Below are 13,787 nucleotides of genomic sequence, written 5' to 3' on the forward strand. Positions count from 1 at the left end.
CGGGCTGGGCTCGGATTATCACGGCGTGATAATCGCCGGCTCGTCGTCCTCATCGTCGTCGCTCGTGTATGCCTGGCCGTCGGTGTAGACGGGCTCCCGAAACAGCTCCCGGTACTCGTGGGCGATCGGTGGCCGCGGGTAGTCGGGCTTGGGGCGGACGGCGGTGGTGGGCATCAGTGCCTCCCGGCGAGGGACGGGACCGGGGCCGGCGCGGCCGCCTCGGGTTCCGGCTGAGCGGTGACGGGGATGAGATGGAGCCGTGCCCAGTCGTCGAGCCAGGCGCGTTCGTCGGCGGCTTCGAGGGCGTGCCAGTCGGCGGGGTACCGGGTGACGGTGGTGGGTTGGGGCATGGGCGGCTCCGTTCGTGCAGGGTGATCGCTCACACCGTGCACCAGATCCGCCGTGGTGTTCCCCCGGGTTCAGCGGCAGTGCGAGCACGGCTCCCAGCCGCACAGGCTGTGGTCGCGGCGGACAGCGCGGTCGACGGCGGGCGGGATGGAGTGGTTGACCGCTCGGGCGGTGGCGTAGCAGTCCTCACCGCAGTACGGCTCACGGTCCGGCTCCGCGCTCCACACGGTGGGCGGCTCGTTCCAGATAGCCAGACCGCACAGCGCGCACTTCAGTGGCTTCTTCGGCATCGTCTGCTCCGTTCGTTGGGTCCTTCGCTATGGACAGACGACGTAACTCACGCAGCACCGAACAGGCGGCGGGGTTCGCCGCCAGCTCGCTCTTGACGGGCGCGGGCGCTTCAAGGCGTGGTCGATTGGTGGGTCTGCGCGTCGGCGTAGCTGGCGCTGACCTTCACCGCGCGCTCACCTTCTCTGCGGAGGCGGCTGTGCTGGGTTCGTCGGGATAAACGCACCTCCCATTGTTGAGGTCCCAGAGTGCGCTGGGCATGCCGCAATCGGGTCCGAGCTGGTGGGAGTCGACGAACACGTATCGGTTCCTGGCGCGGTCCATGTGGGGGTCGCAGGCGAAGCTCACCTCGGCGTCGACGTTCCACATGATATGCCAGGTGGCGGGTGCACCGCAGTCGGCGCCGGGGGTGTCCCCGGGTGAGTAGGTGCATGTGCGGTCTGGGTCGTCGATGAAGCGACCCAGCGGGGCGAAGGGGTCGATGGTCACAGGTGCTCCTTTGTCTGCCTCGTGGTGTCCTGCGAGTTGTTGGTTGGGGAGTCTCGTCACGCCGCGCCGAACAGACGGCGCGGAACGTCGCCGCCGGCGCGCTCCTTGCGGGCACGGGCGATGGCGGCGCGGCGGACGGCTTCGCTGCGGTCGACCTCAGCGGACTTGAGGCGGTCGAGTTCCCAGTACGCCTCGCGGTGCTCGTCCTCCGGGAGCCGCTTGGCGCGCAGTGCAGCCTCCTGCCGGGCGATGGCTTCTGCGACGTAGGGGTTGGTGGGGGGCTTGGCGGGCCGGTGGGTGAGGGCGGCTTCGAGGGTGGCCCGGTAGCCGGGCGAGGCAGTCTCGCGGGTCTTCACCGGCGCGTCGGGCACGGGCCCCGTGGCGGCGACCGTGGTCTGGGTGGTGTCGATGGTCCCGACGGGCAGGACGCGGATAGTGCGGACGACGGGCCGGCCCATCTTGTCGTTGATCTGCTTGGCCAGCTGCCCGCCGAGCAGACGGAGCTGGGCGCCGTACGTGTGGGTGGAGGGCCGCAGGTCCAGGCGGCCGGCCTGTTCGTCGTAGTGGACGGGCTGGACCAGGCCGTCGTACTGCGGGCACAGGGTGGGCCACTGGTCGATGACGTTTCCGCCGTCAAGGTTCTGATCCCACCCCTGCTCGGCGGTGAGCTTGCCGAGGATCCCGGCGAGGCCTTGAGGGTCGGCGCGTTCCCCTCGGTGGACGCGCATGGTGGGCCGGGTCTTCTTCGGGGCCACGGCTGGACTGTTCTTGGCGTTGGCGCGGGCGGCGGCGAGCGCCTGCCGGGCGAGATCGGCGCCGGATGCCTGCTGGGTCACTGCGCGCCCCCGTTTATGGCCCGGGCCACGGCGAGGGCGCGCTCTGCACGACCCCGAGCCTCACCGGCCTTGCCTGATACGCGCAGGAGGTCCGCTTCGTATTCGAGCCAGTCAGCGAGGGCGGCCCCGACGCCGGGGTGCACGGCGGCCATGTAGTCGGCGTCGTTGGTGTCGCATTCGGCGCGCTGCTCGCTGGCCTGCGGCTCCCACGTGGCGACCGCGTACGTCCACTCAGCGATCGGGTGTGGACGTGACGGGCCGACCAGGACGTACTCCTGGCCGTTCCAGCACGCGACCCAGGGGGCATCGGTGGTTGTGGCGGTGAGAGACCGCAGCTTGGCGGCGGCAGCGCAGAGTTCGTCAGTGGGAGTCATGGCGGGTCTCCTCAGAAGGCGGGGGCGTAGGTGGCATTGCGGGCGTTGATGGCCTCGAGCGCGAGGGCCTGATCGACGGCCCGGTTCGTGTACAGGCGGCGGGCGTCCTGCTCCCCAAGCGCCTGGACCATGTCGAGGATCAGGTCGGGTTTGGCGGCGGCTTCGGCGCGCAGGTCGAGGACTTCCTGCCGGGTGAGGTCGTCGATGGAGCCCAGCGGCGACAGCTCCACCTCCGGCATCTGCGGGGCGAGACGCTCTCGGATGGCGGCGAACGCCTCGTCCATGGCGCGGCGCGCGGCGGGGCTCTTGGGTCCGGTACCGAGGTCGTCGTAGCCGCTGTGGCGGTCCTTCGCGGCGGCCCGGGACTCTTCCCACATGGCGACGTAGGCGGCGCGCATCGCGGGCGTCATGGCGGCCTTGCCGCGGAGCCGGTCGGCGAGCATCCCGGAGGGGCGCTTGACGCCGTAGGCGGGCATGGGGATGGACTCGGCGACGGCCTGCACCTCGCGGATGGTCCAGCCTGCGTCGGCGAAGTCCTTCAGCACCCAGGCGATGCGCGGTACGGACGCGCCGTGCAGCCACGGAATGACGCTGGTGGCCTGGCGGGCGAGCTGGTAGCGGCGGCCGATCTTGTTGAGCTTCCGGGGCCCGCGCTTGACCGACTTCTTCGCCGACGACTTCCCGTTCCCGCTTGCGAGCTTGCTCTCAGAGGGGAGGTAAGTACGGTCCGCAGTAGAAGTGCCAGTAGAACCACCCTGCATTGGGGTGCAAAGCCGGTTGGCCGAAGAAGACTTGCGGCGGGGGCGGCGGCGTGCCTTCCGGGCGGCCTTCTTGGCGAGCTTCCCCAGGAGGCTGCGGTGCTCGGGGGCGGCTCCGACGGGACGGCGCGTTGCACCCTCGCCGATGGTGCGGATGCCGAGGGCCTCGTCGAAGACGGTGGGGATGACACGCTCGAAGACGGACGCCCGGTTGCCCTCACCGCGGAGGCGGGTGCCCTTGGAGCGGTACACGAGCAGGCCGGCTTCGCGGAGCATGCCGAGGTGGTACTGCACGGTCCGTTCGGCGACCTTCAGCTTCCGGGCGAGGTAGTCGACCCCGGGCCGGCACTCCTTCAACGCGGAGATTTCCTGGGCGATGGCGATGGTGGTGGGGCCGAACTTGGGGCCGTTGTTGCGTGCCGGGGTGTAGAGGCCGCTGCCGTGGATCCAGTGGACGGCTTGCATCCAGGAGTGGGCGCAGGTGGTGATGCGGCCGGTGGTGGTGTGGAGCCACTGGTGTGCGGGGGGCACGTTGAGACGTGTTGTGGGGCACTGGGTGTCGCTCTTGTGGGGGGAGATTCCTCGCGTTTCGGGCGCGCGAGAAGCGCCAAGCTGACAAGAGGGGGTGCGGTGCTGCACTATGTACCTGCCGTCCTGCGGACACGCAAAAGCCCGCTCGGTGGTGGAAGTGGTTCTCTCCGGAACCTGACTCGCTCGACTTCTCGGGCCCGGTCGCCAAACCGGATCCCAGAGTTCGGGCCTTAGCTCGGATGTCAGTCCGAGCCGTTGCACGAGGCCGCGCACGGTGCGCCAACACCAGCGGCCAGCGGTTGAGGGTGAAGCCCCCGCCAAGGGGCTCAGGAACCTCCCGCTACAAGTCGCTACGTCACTTGATCCCCCTCAATGGGTGGGGTCTGCTCTGCCGCCATCTCGTCCAGAAGACGAACGACCCACACGAGGGTCTGGTAGCGGGGCTCGGAATCGGTGCGGAGCGCCTCAGTCTTGAGACGGTCCTTCACCTCGCAAAGGACGGACACCCGGGCGCTCGGCGACCGGTAGGCGACGTGCGCCTCCACGGCACGCATCGCCGAGTTGAGGTCGCAGTCCGTGGTGTCGCGTCGGCTGTGGCCGTGGATGAGCGCGCCGAGGGTGTCACGGAGTTCCTCGGTCGTCATGGGGACATCGCTGCCGGGGAGAACGCTCATCGCCCGCCTCCCGTCCAGCCGTAGCCCCCAGCGATTGTGTGAACCGTGGGGCAGGGGAAGGGAACGAGGTACTGGTAGCCGTCCCCTCCGTCCTGGCTGCATGTGCGGCACTGCATGGCCTCTGGGAAGGGGCTGCCGTCCTGCTGTGGCCTGTGGAGCTCCAGCAGCTTCCGGTCAGCGGCGCAGCGACGCAGGACCGAGGCGGGGTCGTTGAGAGCGATGTGCTCGGCGTTGTTCCAGGCGTTGCGCGTCTCATCCCACGGTTCGTGGCTCATCGTGGGAACCCAAGCGAGTAGCTGGGTGTCATTGCGCTCGCCCGTCAAGACGGTCGCTGTGTGGCCACCCAGATCCAGGTGCGTGTCGTGCGTACGCCAGGCCGTCTGTGTCGCACGGCGTGCCGTCTCTTCCCGCTCGCTGATGGCGGTCTGAAGCCAGGCGAGGATGTCCCCGCCCTGGGCGCTCATGCGGCGGAGGCAAGGTCGGTGAAGCATCCGCAGCCGCCTTCGTCGAAAAGGTCCAGCTGCTCGGGCTGCTCCTCAACGCGCTTCCGCAACGCCGCCAGGGTGAGGGGCTTGGTGTCGCCGCCAGTCCGATCACGCAGTATCGACACGTCCTTGCCGAGCAGGGCGCGCATCTTCACCTCGGCAGCCTCAGCGCGGGCGTATCGGGCGGGGAAAACCTTCAGTAGCCGCGCCCACTGGGCCTGGCCGCCCTTGACGCAGCCGCCGCCGCAGTTGTTGTGGGCAAAGCCGAGCCCGTACAAGCGCGGGTCGATCAGCCCAGCCGCACGCGCCTCGGCGCGCAGTTGATGCTTGTCGCGGTACGGCGGGCGTGTGAGCGGCGCTTCAACCGTCCAGGGCGCCCAACCGTTTTCGATGGCGGGAAGGCGGTGGGTCTCGGTCCAATCGATGCCGACGTACAGCGTGGTGTTCGCCGGGTCTGTGTTCGCAGTCAGCCACTCCCGGCACGGCTCCTGCTTGAGGACGTGGGAGCACTGGGCGATCCGGGTGTTGCCGAGCCACCGCTTGTCTTCGAAGACCTGCCAGGGGTCGCGGCCGTCGGCGACGCGGGTGATCGGGGCGCCGAGCTGCGCGCTGGCCTGCTCGTTGAACGTGTAGAGGTCCTCGTCTTCGGCGAGCGTGTCGGCAAAGAGTAGGACCGTGCTGGCCGCGCCGTGCTCGGCGATGACGTGGCGGGCGGTCGCCCAACTGGTAATGCCGCCAGACCACATAACGACGTGCAGGTGATTGAGGGGAGAGGCCGCGCTGATACTCGACGGCGGTGTGATCTTCACGCCGGAGTCGCGGGTCTCACTATCTGTCTGTCCCGGGGTACGGGTACTCTGGGCCACGTCGGCACCTTCATCTGTTGGGAAACGGTGTGGTGTCGTCAGCCCTCGCGTTCCGGCCTCGCAAACCGGGACCGCCACCACGGTGGCAGCGGGGGCTTCCGACTTTGTCGGACTACGCCTTCCATCCAGCCTCGCAACTGACGGGACGTCTGGCGCAAGGCCTAGCCTATCGGTTCGAACCCCCATCTGTCCCAGCTCCTTCCCTGCGTGTGTCTCGTACGACTAGTCCCACCACCGGTGACGGTTCGTCAGTGCTCCCTGGCTATCTCGCCATCCGCCGGATGCGCCCCACGCTCCGGAGCCACCAGCCGCCGCGACCGGGTCACCATCCCGCCCATCGCGTTGTAGCCAGCCTCCTCGTACAGCCCCGCAATCCGGTCCATCTCATCCCGGTACCGCTCCGGCGACACCGACCTCCGACCCACATGCAACCCAACCGCCAGCGCACGATCCCAAATCCGCTGCACCACCACCGGATCCACATCGGGCTCCAGGTTCTGCGGCAGCTTGTCCGGACGGCCCACCGTCGCCAGCAGGCCGTTCGCAATCAGGCCCGCCAGATGCTCACCCGACGACATCGCCCGACCCGTCAGGACCGCGTCCGTCGACATCACCGCGAACGCCGCCGCCTCATCCTCAGACGGGGCCGGGTTGGTGGAAGGGATCTCGATCGTCATGCTGCGGCTCCAAGGACGTGAGTGGCGGAGAACAGAGGAGTGACAGGGGCGGGGGTGAGGGCGTCGTCCAGCGTCGGCATCGACATCACCCGGCCAGTACGGGGGCGGCGACGGCGAACGGGCCGGGCGGGGGTCTGGTGCCGGTCGGCCAGGGCGGCGTCCCACAGCACCAGCTGCGTCGGCTCCACCACCGCGGCCACCTTCGTAGGCGGAGGTACGGCCGGCACCGACCCGTCATCCGCCACCACGTCCACACCGTCCAGCAGGCCCCGCTCCCGAGCTGCGGCCAGCGCCCGCATCCGGGACGCGTCCTTCGGCAGACCCAGCAGACGCACCAGGCTGGAGCGCTGCCAGTTCGCCGTGCGCACATCCACACCAGCCCGGGCGGCCACCTCGAAGGGGTCCCAGCAGGCGGCCAAGGCCCGGAGGACGGCCTTCTTCTGCGGCGTCTCAAACAGGCGGCCCGGCGCCGCAGCCACCGCATGCCTGGCCTTGATGAGCGCCTTGTGACGCTCCAACGCCCGCCGGCCACCCCACACACCATCCGGCTCCGCCAGGCGCCCGTCCGCCCGGACCGACGAGGCGTACGCATCGCACGCCACCACCACCGGGCACGACACACACACCTCGATCGCGGCAGCCTCCCGGGCCCGGCGTTCCTTCTGCCCCTCCGGCGCGAATGCGTCCGGCCCGTGGTGCGCCCCCACCGGCAGGCTCGGGTCCCCCGCCATCCGCATCGGATCATCCGCATCCGGGGCGCAACCCCGGTACTTGAAGTGCGGGTGCTCCAGCCACTCCCTGTGCAACTGCTCGCTGCTCTTCTCCGACGGCTTCACCTCGGGCCTCCTTCCAGCGGGGGGTCTATTCGGGTGTGGGGGGCGGGCAGAGCCTCATCCAGCACCAAGCTGGCGGCCGACATGACGGCCTGCTGAGCCAGCAGCGGATCAATCCGCCGCCGAAACCGGTCCAGCTCCACGCGGAGCGCGGCGTTGTCCCGGGACACGCAGCCGGCCATCAGCCGCTCTGACACCGCCTCACGCCGCAGACGAGCCTCACGACGCCGCACCACCGCGTAGACGGCGACGGCCGCCACGGTGAGCACCGCAGCGGCCGCCAGGGTTCGAACCGATCTCACGGCACTCACCTCTCTTTCAGGGGAAGGGAAACGGTCAATTCACAGGCGCCGACCGAGTCGGCTCCTCATACAGCGGGGCGATCCGCTCGTACTCGTCGAGCACGATCCGGTCCGCCTCCCTCGCAGTGCGCATCCACGACTCCACGCGCTCCTCCCGCGAAGTACGCGCACGATGCCCGTAAAACCCCGGGAACACATCGCCCGGCAGCCGGCCACGCCGACGCTGACGACGACGCCACCAACACGACACCGCGGCGAAGACGAAGGACGCCGAAAGAATCAGCGGATAGGCCAGGCCCAGCAGCGTTTCGCGCATGACGAACTCTCCGATCGGCATCGGCAACAAGGTGGTGGTGTGTGGTGCCCCAGGACGGGCACTTGGGAGGGCAGCGCCCTCGAGGGCCCGCAGAGCGCGGGCCCGGGGTGGGTCAGGCGGCCTGGGTCAGGGCCTCTTGCAGAAACGGCACACCAGACGCCGCAGACACCACATGCGCGGCGAGCAGTGGAGGCACTGCATCACCGATCTGACGTGACCGCTCGTTCTTGTTCCCTCGGAACGGATAGTTCGCCGGGAATGTCTGGAGGATTGCCCCCTCCACCGGGTCCAGGTTCAGATGCCCGCCGGACTGCTTCCCTCCGACATGACCGACCGTCCCAGACACCGTGTGCGCCGGCCGGTGATGCGCCCAGTGCCGCGGATTGTTCATCGCCTTCAGCATCGCCTGCCGGGATCCGTTCCCGAACGGCTCGGCACCCCCGGTGGCTGTACCACCGCCAGTCACGGTCGGAGCCGGACGCTGCTTGTAGCCCCAGCCCAGCGCCTGCGCCATCGTCACCTGCGGCAGCACCTGGCCGCCGAACAGGTCGTGACCCCAGACTTTCCCGTGCGTCTTCGCGGGTAACGACACCTCACGCACCGATGACGCCACGAGAATCGCCCGCGGCCGCTCCTGCCCGCCGCCGTAGTCCGCCAAGTCCAGGACCCCGACCGCAACCGACCAGCCCAGCCGCCGCAGCTCCTCCGCATACACCCGCCACATCGGCTCAGCCGCCGGAACCTGCTCGAACGCCACCCACTCGAAAGGCACCTGAGGATCCACCGCGCCCAGCAGCTCATGCAGATACCGGGCCGGCTCCAGCATCAGCGCCGTCACGAACGCATCGTCACGCGCCGCCTGGACCAGCTCCTCCTCCGACCGGCGCTTCGACTCCGGCCGCTTCACATCCCGCTTCCGCTGCTCCACAAGCGCCCCGGGGAAGATGGCCTTCCGGACCTCCTCACGGCAGTCCTCGCCACGGAACATCCGCCGAATGCCGTCCGACAGGAGCGGTATGTACTTCCGCCCGATCCCGTTGCCGGCCGCAGAAAGCTTCGTGCACGGCGGGGAGAACAGCAGTCCCCACACCCGGCCCAGGAACGGGGCCAGGTTGAACGTGGAAACGTCCGCCCTCCTGGTCGCCAGCTTGGCGGCCCTCCGGGTCGCGCAAGCGGCGACATCCCATTCGATGCCGAGATCCCGCAGGCCCAGGTGGTGCTTGATGCCCCACGACCAGCCGCCCGGGCCCGCGCAGCCGTCCAGGATCAGGCCCTTCTGCTGCGGGGCCCAGCCCGTGAAGGCGGCCATCAGGCCGCGTTCCTCTCCGCGTCGCCGCCCTGGACGGCCGTCGGGCCGTTCGAAGCCGTGCCCGACGCGCCCTCAGCGGCAGCCTTACGCTGGCCGCCGACGCGGGCGATCAGACCACCCAGCGTCGTCTGCTCCCCAGTGTCCGGGGCGAACAGGGCCGCACCCAGCAGACCCCGCTGGGACAACTCCCCCTGATACAGAGCGAGCAACTGCTCGTAGGTCGCCTCGGGCTTCATGACCCGGTCCACGTAGTCCTGCACGGTGGGCATCGGCGTGCCCTCGCTCAACCACTTCACGATCCTGGCGCCGGTCTCGGTGTTCGGCAGCTCGATCCGCTCACCGGTCTCGAACAGACCCGGATACGAGCACTTCGACACGGTCATCGTGTGCTCCATGTCCAGGTCACCGACGAAGTCGAACTCGTACTCGGCGTCGGCCCGCTGATCAGGCTTGAGGCCGATCTTCGTCGGCTCCTTCTTGCCCCGATCGTTCTCCACCAACTCGTAGGCGACCTTCACCCGAAGCGTCATGATGACGTGCCCCGGGTAGGCCATCACCGCGTCCCACATCTCATGCTCGATGGGCTTCACCGACTTCCAGCCGGACGTGAACGCGTTGCCGGACCGGGAAGCGTTCGTCGTCCGGTCGACCTGCTCCAGCACACCGCCCCGCCCGGACCAGTAGTGCGTACCCGAGTCGATGACCATCACGTCGATCTTCCGCCGGGCACCCACGGCCAGGGCCCGCACGAGAGTCTGCGGACGGAAGTCAGGCATCCGCAGATGCTTGAACGGGAACAGGTGCGCGTAGTGGCTGGCACGGCCGCGCTCGGTGTCACAGACCCCGATCGTCGTGCCCATACCAGTGGCCATAGCCAGCGCGGTGTAGGTCTTACCGGCGTTGGCCGGGCCGGTCAGCGCGATCAGGGCGTTGGTCGCGGGGCGCGTCGCGTCCACGAAGTCCAGCCCGTCGTCCTGGTTTTGGGTGTGCTGAGTCGGACCGCCCGCGTTCGCGGCGGCCTGCGTGCCCTGAGGCATATGAGGTCTCCTATGAGGTTGTACTCAGTGATGTGATGCGGGGCCGCGGGCCGGCCAGGTTGTCGGCGTCCAGGCCGACCCGCCCCCGCGACGCGCTACTCGGCGGCGGGCTCGCCCAGCCGGTCCGTGAGAATCGCCCGGACGATCGCCCCCGGATACACGAGGTAGCCCAGCTGCTCCGACAGCGCGTCAGCCTTCGCCCGCAGACCCGTCAGCAGGTTCTCGTCCATCGGCAGCCACAGCCTTTGGCGCCCCGACTCCGACCAGCTCGTCCTGCGGACCGAGCCCGGCTGCCACGAACCGTCGAGCAAAGCCCGGATGCCGTCCTCGGCAACCTGCTCCACCTCGACACCGCGTTCCTTGGCAGCCTTCTTCCAGTGGCCTACCAGCGACTTCGGGAACCGCATGTCGATACTGTCCGGCTTCGCGGTATTCGACCGCTCGATGCCCAGCTCCTCGCAGATGTGCGACAGGGCAATGTTCGACTCGGTGATCTTGTACCCGGCTTCCTCCTTCAACCGGGCAAGAGCCGCCTGGACATCCTGACGCAGACGCTTGTCGACCTGGAGCTGCACCGTGGCCTTGGAACCGCCCTTGCTGCGCCCCATCGCCGGCGGAAGCCACTCCCCGTCCAGCACCAGCCGGTAAGCCTCCTCGGCCAGAGCGTCCAGGACCACCTCGAACTCCTCGGCAGCGTCCCGCAGCGCCTGCGCCAGGTCGGCCTGCACCGTGAGCGAGAGGGGGCTCGTGTCGCCCTCCTCGGTGCGCTGGAGCAGCAGGTAGCCGCGCGGGCCGGTCACGGCTTCCACGGCGGCTGCCTTCTCGTACTGGCCGGCCTCCTTGAGGAAGGTGACGGTCTCGGCGAGCACGGGGCGGATCGAACCTGCCACGGGGCGGGGTCCTTTCGAAGGGCGCCGCCGATCCGGATAGGACTTGGGGCGGCGCGTGGGGGCGTTTACCACGCCAGTCTCCTCCATTAAGCATTGCGACGCCATGCCTAGACCGGTATGGCGGTGAGGCGGGCGCCCCAACAACCTCAACGATACCCGCACTAGACGTTGTGACGCAACGTCTAGTGCGGTAGTGTGGAATCACGCCGCACCAAGGGGGGAAGATGGGAGACGCGCCATCTGTCATGGACCGGATCACGGAAAGGGTGACGGTCAATGACGCTGGATGTTGGATCTACACGGGGCACCTCGATCGGTACGGCTACGGCCGGATCTCCTATGAGGGCAAGTCTCGCGAGGCCTACCGAATCGCCTACGAGCACAGCGTCGGGCCTGTGCCTGCCGGAATGGAACTGGACCACCTGTGTCGAGTTCGGCAATGCGTGAACCCGAATCACTTGGAAGCGGTCAGCCCCGCCACCAACAAGCTTCGGAGTAACAGCTTTGGTGGCGTGAACGCCCGTAAGACAGCGTGCGTGCACGGCCATCCGTACACCTCCGAGAACACGGGCTACCAGAACAACGGCAAGTACCGGTACTGCAAGGAGTGCCGACGTCGGACGAACCGGTCGAACCGCCAGCGTCGGCAGAAGGGGCAGACACCGTGAAGCTGACCGCGAAGCAGACGACCACCAAGACGCTCACCGACCTCCTTCGCGCCCTGGACAACCGCCACCCGGTCACCATCACCTACGTGGACAGCAAGGGCGACGTCACGATCCGCACGATCGAAATCGCCGAAGTCCACGCCAAAACCGGCGACTACGAGATCGTCGCCATGTGCCGCCTGCGCAACGAGCAGATGAAGACCGACCCCACCATCCGCACCGCACAGCGCTCGTTCGACCTCAGCAAGGTCGTCAGCTACACGGTCCACCGCATGGCCTACGTCCTCACCCGGCCCGAGCCCACCACCTACGAGCGCCCCGCCCCCGCACCGACCGACGACGCCGACGCCCTGTACATCTACGAGCTTCAGCGCGACCCCGACGACGCCGACTACCGTCCCCGCGTACGACTCGCCGCCTAAGGAGCCCCTATGCCGCACCTTCACCTCGTCATCGACACGCCTGACCCCGGGGACTGGCACGGCCGCCTCGACGTCTCTGAAGCCCTCGAAGCGGCTGGCTGGACCGGAGACGACGACGGTCAACTGCTCGGCATGAACGGCGCCTTCTGGGGCGTCACCAATCAGGCAGACGACTCCAGCCTGACCTGCCCCAATGACACGGTCATCGACTTCCCCAGTGACACCCCGACCATCGTTGTTGTCGCTGCCTGCCTTGCCGCAGCGGCGGAAGCGGCCAACTAACACTGGATATGCAGAAGGCCACCTCCCCGAACCGGGGTTGGTGGCCTCACACAGATCGTGCACGCGAAGAGTAACAGCGGACCTCGTCACCGCACCAGACCCATTCATGAACTGGGAGAATCCTTCACATGGCCGAGACGCGCGAACAGAAGATGGCAGAGCTGGCCCGCCGCGCCGCGAACACCATCGACGAACGCGGACTCTTCCAGGGCGACTTCTACGACCCGTGGGAGACCGACCCCGACAAGTGCGCCGTGTGCGCCATCGGAGCCCTCCGCCTCGCCGTCACCGGGCGCCCGGACGCGGAAGCGGACGACGAAGCCCTGGTGCAGGACACCATCACCTCCTTCGCCCGGTTTCTCGGCGTGGACCACGTCCCCGACTGGAGCGACGAGGCCGGGCGGACGACCGCCGACGTACGGGACGCCTACCGCCGCTTCGGGAACAGCCTCCTGGCAGCGTAGGACCCTGGACGCCGTGGCCAGCGAGCAGCAGGAGACCCTCACCGGGCCCGTACCCGGCCAGCGCCGGCGCGTGTGGTGCCGCGGCTGCCGGAGAGAGCTCACCGACCCGGAGGCGCGCTTGCGAGGCTGGGGCAGGGAGTGTGATCCCGATACCCGAAACGGGCACGACCGGCACGACGTCGAGCAAGACCCCATACCCGGCCTGTAGGAGAGGAGCGCCGTGCAAGCGTCCACCGAAGCGCCTGGACTGCTCGGAGACCACCAGATGGTTCTGGTCCGTCAGGACGCCGTCGTACGGGTCTGGCAGTGCACCGCGTGCGGCGTCTGTGCGGAGCACTGGTTCAACGCCCAGTCCCGGTACGAGACAAGGCGATGGATCGACTGGCAGGCCCCGGACGGGCGGACTTGGTACACCGACTCCCGTGACGTCTACAGCGACCCGCCGTCCTGCCCCCTGCCCGGCATCCCGGCCGTGTGCCCGTGGGAACAGCCCTTCGTGCAGCGCTACCGCGGAGCCTGGGGGGACGTTCATCTCGACACTGCAATGCGCACATGGTGTGAGCGGCACCAGCAGGCGGTCAGCGAGTGCACCGACCCCGGGCCGTACTGTCCCGGCTGGATGGCGCACGAGGACGGTGAGCCCGGCATGCCCGGCCCCTGTACGGGGCGGGAGCAGTCGTGCCGCTGTATGTGCCCGGCCTGCTGCGGTGACACCCCCGACATGTACGGCTACGACGGCGACTACTGACACGCCGCGAGGGAGCCGGGGGAACGTCGCGCCGATTCGCGCATAGCGTGTGCTCAGCAGCATCGGACAGGGCCGACGACCCCCTAGCCCAATGATCGAGTAGGTGGCAAAACTTCGGCCCCCACCCACTAACCGCAGTGCGCGCGACCCCCACCCCCGCACTTCCCCACGTCCCGCACCACAACAGCAA

23 protein-coding genes are annotated in these 13,787 nt (G+C 68.6%); 6 read left to right on the forward strand and 17 right to left on the reverse strand.

Annotated features, from left to right (window positions below; genetic code table 11):
• Positions 1-18: 18 nt before the first annotated feature.
• From ACFZDA_RS39920 to ACFZDA_RS40000, 17 genes are all read right to left on the reverse strand, one after another.
• On the reverse strand, positions 19-174 hold the full coding sequence (locus tag ACFZDA_RS39920) for a hypothetical protein (protein ID WP_391091185.1): 156 nt from the start codon (positions 172-174) through the stop codon (positions 19-21).
• Positions 174-350 (reverse strand): hypothetical protein, encoded by a 177-nt coding sequence (locus tag ACFZDA_RS39925; protein ID WP_391091187.1) that lies wholly within the window; start codon positions 348-350, stop codon positions 174-176. The genes ACFZDA_RS39920 and ACFZDA_RS39925 overlap by 1 nt, the downstream gene beginning before the upstream one ends.
• A gap of 69 nt (positions 351-419) precedes the next feature.
• A complete protein-coding gene (locus ACFZDA_RS39930; RefSeq protein WP_391091189.1) occupies positions 420-638 on the reverse strand; it encodes a hypothetical protein in 219 nt (72 codons plus the stop codon).
• A 163-nt stretch (positions 639-801) separates the two neighbouring features.
• Positions 802-1,125 carry a hypothetical protein gene (locus ACFZDA_RS39935; RefSeq protein ID WP_391091191.1) on the reverse strand — a complete coding sequence of 108 codons (324 nt, stop codon included), beginning with the start codon at positions 1,123-1,125 and terminating at the stop codon, positions 802-804.
• Between the two features lie 56 nt (positions 1,126-1,181).
• Complete coding sequence (locus ACFZDA_RS39940) at positions 1,182-1,961, reverse strand: DciA family protein (protein WP_391091193.1); 780 nt, start codon at positions 1,959-1,961, stop codon at positions 1,182-1,184.
• On the reverse strand, positions 1,958-2,335 hold the full coding sequence (locus tag ACFZDA_RS39945) for a hypothetical protein (protein WP_391091195.1): 378 nt from the start codon (positions 2,333-2,335) through the stop codon (positions 1,958-1,960). The genes ACFZDA_RS39940 and ACFZDA_RS39945 overlap by 4 nt, the downstream gene beginning before the upstream one ends.
• Positions 2,336-2,346: 11 nt before the next feature.
• Positions 2,347-3,624, reverse strand: coding sequence for a winged helix-turn-helix domain-containing protein (locus ACFZDA_RS39950; RefSeq protein ID WP_391091196.1), 1,278 nt, complete (start codon positions 3,622-3,624; stop codon positions 2,347-2,349).
• 350 nt (positions 3,625-3,974) lie between these two features.
• Positions 3,975-4,298 carry a hypothetical protein gene (locus tag ACFZDA_RS39955; RefSeq protein ID WP_391091197.1) on the reverse strand — a complete coding sequence of 108 codons (324 nt, stop codon included), beginning with the start codon at positions 4,296-4,298 and terminating at the stop codon, positions 3,975-3,977.
• On the reverse strand, positions 4,295-4,762 hold the full coding sequence (locus ACFZDA_RS39960) for a DUF6221 family protein (protein WP_391091199.1): 468 nt from the start codon (positions 4,760-4,762) through the stop codon (positions 4,295-4,297). Before ACFZDA_RS39960 ends, ACFZDA_RS39955 begins: the two co-directional genes overlap by 4 nt.
• Positions 4,759-5,649 (reverse strand): hypothetical protein, encoded by an 891-nt coding sequence (locus tag ACFZDA_RS39965; RefSeq protein ID WP_391091201.1) that lies wholly within the window; start codon positions 5,647-5,649, stop codon positions 4,759-4,761. Before ACFZDA_RS39965 ends, ACFZDA_RS39960 begins: the two co-directional genes overlap by 4 nt.
• Positions 5,650-5,897: 248 nt before the next feature.
• Entirely contained in the window at positions 5,898-6,326 is a 429-nt protein-coding gene (locus ACFZDA_RS39970) for a hypothetical protein (RefSeq protein ID WP_391091203.1), read from the reverse strand.
• Positions 6,323-7,162 (reverse strand): WhiB family transcriptional regulator, encoded by an 840-nt coding sequence (locus ACFZDA_RS39975; RefSeq protein WP_391091205.1) that lies wholly within the window; start codon positions 7,160-7,162, stop codon positions 6,323-6,325. The genes ACFZDA_RS39970 and ACFZDA_RS39975 overlap by 4 nt, the downstream gene beginning before the upstream one ends.
• Positions 7,159-7,461: a hypothetical protein gene (locus ACFZDA_RS39980; protein WP_391091206.1), complete on the reverse strand. Its 303-nt coding sequence runs from the start codon at positions 7,459-7,461 to the stop codon at positions 7,159-7,161. The genes ACFZDA_RS39975 and ACFZDA_RS39980 overlap by 4 nt, the downstream gene beginning before the upstream one ends.
• Positions 7,462-7,495: 34 nt before the next feature.
• The gene (locus ACFZDA_RS39985) at positions 7,496-7,798 is read right to left on the reverse strand and encodes a hypothetical protein (RefSeq protein ID WP_391091208.1); all 303 of its coding nucleotides are present in this window, start codon (positions 7,796-7,798) and stop codon (positions 7,496-7,498) included.
• A 91-nt stretch (positions 7,799-7,889) separates the two neighbouring features.
• Entirely contained in the window at positions 7,890-9,086 is a 1,197-nt protein-coding gene (locus ACFZDA_RS39990; protein ID WP_391091210.1) for a DNA cytosine methyltransferase, read from the reverse strand.
• Positions 9,086-10,123, reverse strand: a complete 1,038-nt coding sequence (locus tag ACFZDA_RS39995) for an AAA family ATPase (RefSeq protein WP_391091212.1) — start codon at positions 10,121-10,123, stop codon at positions 9,086-9,088. Before ACFZDA_RS39995 ends, ACFZDA_RS39990 begins: the two co-directional genes overlap by 1 nt.
• Before the next feature lie 95 nt (positions 10,124-10,218).
• On the reverse strand, positions 10,219-11,013 hold the full coding sequence (locus tag ACFZDA_RS40000; protein ID WP_391091214.1) for a hypothetical protein: 795 nt from the start codon (positions 11,011-11,013) through the stop codon (positions 10,219-10,221).
• Between the two features lie 245 nt (positions 11,014-11,258).
• On the opposite strand from ACFZDA_RS40000, the gene ACFZDA_RS40005 reads away from it, so the two are divergent.
• From ACFZDA_RS40005 to ACFZDA_RS40030, 6 genes are all read left to right on the forward strand, one after another.
• The gene (locus ACFZDA_RS40005) at positions 11,259-11,681 is read left to right on the forward strand and encodes an HNH endonuclease (RefSeq protein WP_391091216.1); all 423 of its coding nucleotides are present in this window, start codon (positions 11,259-11,261) and stop codon (positions 11,679-11,681) included.
• A complete protein-coding gene (locus ACFZDA_RS40010) occupies positions 11,678-12,103 on the forward strand; it encodes a WYL domain-containing protein (protein WP_391091218.1) in 426 nt (141 codons plus the stop codon). The genes ACFZDA_RS40005 and ACFZDA_RS40010 overlap by 4 nt, the downstream gene beginning before the upstream one ends.
• 9 nt (positions 12,104-12,112) lie before the next feature.
• Positions 12,113-12,385: a hypothetical protein gene (locus ACFZDA_RS40015; protein ID WP_391091220.1), complete on the forward strand. Its 273-nt coding sequence runs from the start codon at positions 12,113-12,115 to the stop codon at positions 12,383-12,385.
• Between the two features lie 128 nt (positions 12,386-12,513).
• Positions 12,514-12,849 carry a hypothetical protein gene (locus ACFZDA_RS40020; protein ID WP_391091222.1) on the forward strand — a complete coding sequence of 112 codons (336 nt, stop codon included), beginning with the start codon at positions 12,514-12,516 and terminating at the stop codon, positions 12,847-12,849.
• Between the two features lie 13 nt (positions 12,850-12,862).
• Positions 12,863-13,057, forward strand: a complete 195-nt coding sequence (locus ACFZDA_RS40025) for a DUF6011 domain-containing protein (RefSeq protein WP_391091224.1) — start codon at positions 12,863-12,865, stop codon at positions 13,055-13,057.
• 57 nt (positions 13,058-13,114) lie between these two features.
• Positions 13,115-13,597, forward strand: coding sequence for a hypothetical protein (locus ACFZDA_RS40030; RefSeq protein WP_391091226.1), 483 nt, complete (start codon positions 13,115-13,117; stop codon positions 13,595-13,597).
• Positions 13,598-13,787 lie beyond the last annotated feature (190 nt).

Source organism: Streptomyces sp. NPDC007991 (assembly GCF_042958445.1).
GTDB lineage: Bacteria > Actinomycetota > Actinomycetes > Streptomycetales > Streptomycetaceae > Streptomyces.

Bases quoted from the DNA above. Each gene is read 5' to 3' on its own strand.
- ACFZDA_RS39920 (WP_391091185.1), bottom strand. From the start codon at position 174: ATGCCCACCACCGCCGTCCGCCCCAAGCCCGACTACCCGCGGCCACCG.
- ACFZDA_RS39925 (WP_391091187.1), bottom strand. From the start codon at position 350: ATGCCCCAACCCACCACCGTCACCCGGTACCCCGCCGACTGGCACGCC.
- ACFZDA_RS39930 (WP_391091189.1), bottom strand. From the start codon at position 638: ATGCCGAAGAAGCCACTGAAGTGCGCGCTGTGCGGTCTGGCTATCTGG.
- ACFZDA_RS39945 (WP_391091195.1), bottom strand. From the start codon at position 2,335: ATGACTCCCACTGACGAACTCTGCGCTGCCGCCGCCAAGCTGCGGTCT.
- ACFZDA_RS39955 (WP_391091197.1), bottom strand. From the start codon at position 4,298: ATGAGCGTTCTCCCCGGCAGCGATGTCCCCATGACGACCGAGGAACTC.
- ACFZDA_RS39960 (WP_391091199.1), bottom strand. From the start codon at position 4,762: ATGAGCGCCCAGGGCGGGGACATCCTCGCCTGGCTTCAGACCGCCATC.
- ACFZDA_RS39970 (WP_391091203.1), bottom strand. From the start codon at position 6,326: ATGACGATCGAGATCCCTTCCACCAACCCGGCCCCGTCTGAGGATGAG.
- ACFZDA_RS39985 (WP_391091208.1), bottom strand. From the start codon at position 7,798: ATGCCGATCGGAGAGTTCGTCATGCGCGAAACGCTGCTGGGCCTGGCC.
- ACFZDA_RS39990 (WP_391091210.1), bottom strand. From the start codon at position 9,086: ATGGCCGCCTTCACGGGCTGGGCCCCGCAGCAGAAGGGCCTGATCCTG.
- ACFZDA_RS39995 (WP_391091212.1), bottom strand. From the start codon at position 10,123: ATGCCTCAGGGCACGCAGGCCGCCGCGAACGCGGGCGGTCCGACTCAG.
- ACFZDA_RS40005 (WP_391091216.1), top strand. From the start codon at position 11,259: ATGGACCGGATCACGGAAAGGGTGACGGTCAATGACGCTGGATGTTGG.
- ACFZDA_RS40015 (WP_391091220.1), top strand. From the start codon at position 12,113: ATGCCGCACCTTCACCTCGTCATCGACACGCCTGACCCCGGGGACTGG.
- ACFZDA_RS40020 (WP_391091222.1), top strand. From the start codon at position 12,514: ATGGCCGAGACGCGCGAACAGAAGATGGCAGAGCTGGCCCGCCGCGCC.
- ACFZDA_RS40030 (WP_391091226.1), top strand. From the start codon at position 13,115: ATGGTTCTGGTCCGTCAGGACGCCGTCGTACGGGTCTGGCAGTGCACC.